This is a genomic window from Pseudaestuariivita rosea (assembly GCF_017592335.1).
In the GTDB taxonomy this organism is placed as follows: domain Bacteria; phylum Pseudomonadota; class Alphaproteobacteria; order Rhodobacterales; family Rhodobacteraceae; genus Parasulfitobacter; species Parasulfitobacter rosea.
The window spans coordinates 1-1,461 of sequence record NZ_JACNMP010000076.1 but is presented as its reverse complement, the minus strand read 5'-3'; the positions used below and the strand labels follow the sequence as shown (position 1 = coordinate 1,461).

1 pseudogene is annotated in these 1,461 nt (G+C 57.8%); it reads left to right on the top strand.

Features of this window, described 5'->3' with window-relative positions:
- Positions 1 to 70: 70 nt before the first annotated feature.
- Positions 71 to 1,461 (top strand): annotated as a pseudogene (locus H7848_RS19605) (IS1182 family transposase); the annotation flags it as partial.

Sequence of the window (1,461 nt, the reverse complement as noted above, 5' to 3'; positions counted from 1 at the left end):
GTTGAAAAACTCTTCTTGATCGAGGGGGCATCCGCTGCTTCAATTCCAATATTGGTTGGGAGATTTAGGGATGCTGGGACCAAAGCAGGAAGCACAGGCGGCGCTGTTCTATGAGTTCTCTCTGGAAGATCATGTCCCACAAGACCACCTGCTACGCTTGATTGATCGGTTTGTTGATCTGAGCGGCATCCGGACCTATTTGGCTGAGTTTTACAGCCACACTGGCCGCCCATCGGTAGATCCTGAGTTGCTGATCCGGATGCTGTTGGTGGGGTACTGCTTCGGCATCCGATCCGAACGGCGGTTGTGCGAAGAGGTTCATTTGAACCTCGCATACCGCTGGTTCTGTCGCCTCGATCTGAACGATCGCATCCCTGATCATTCGACGTTTTCTAAGAACCGCCATGGCCGTTTCCGCGAGAGCGAACTGCTGCGTCATTTGTTCGAGACGACGGTGGCCCGTTGCATTGCGGAAGGTTTGGTCAGTGGCCAGCGAATGGCAATCGATGCCAGCCTGATCGAAGCAGATGCCAACAAGCAGAACTCGACGCCGAAGGAAGAATGGGATGCCGCAACCATTGAGCCGTCTGATGCGCCCCGCGCCGTACGCGAGTATCTCGATACGCTGGATGAGGCGGCATTTGGAGCCGCGAGCGAGGTCCAGCCCAAATTTACTTCGCATTCTGACCCGGCAAGTCAGTGGACGGCAGCCCGTAAAGGCCCTGCCTTCTTTAGCTATTCAGACAACTATCTGATCGACACGGATCATGGCGTCATCGTCGATGTGGAAGCCACGCGCTCAATCCGGCAGGCAGAGGTTGGATCGACCAAGACCATGCTGAACCGTGTGAAGGCGAAGTTCGATCTGCATCCCGAACGTCTGATCGCGGATACCGCCTATGGCACCGGGCCGCTGCTAGGTTGGCTGGTCGACCGCAAGATCGCGCCGCACATTCCTGTGTTCGACAAGTCCGGACGCAACGACGGAACCTGGACGAGGGCAGACTTTAGTGGGATGCAGAGAACGACCAGTACATCTGCCCCGAGGGCCACGCCCTCAAACAATTCCGTCGCAACTACTCGGACCCGAACCGAGGACCGACCGGCAAGGGTACAGCGCGCTATCGTGCTTTGAAAGAGGTCTGTCAGGTTTGCCCTTCCAAAGCCAAGTGCTGCCCCAACGCCGACGCGCGCAAGATCACCCGCGAAGAACACGAAGACGCCCGCAAGGTCGCCCGCGATATCGCCAAGACCCGCCAGTACGACATCTCGATGAAGCTCCGAAAGAAGGTCGAGATGCTCTTTGCCCACCTTAAGCGCATCCTTGGACTGGGTCGCCTCCGATTACGTGGCCCATGCGGCGCAAACGGTTCGAACGGCTTACGCGGCCCCACTGGGGCCACGGTCCATTCTCACTCCATCCTCGCCGCCACCGCCCAGAACCTCCGCAAACTCGCAAAG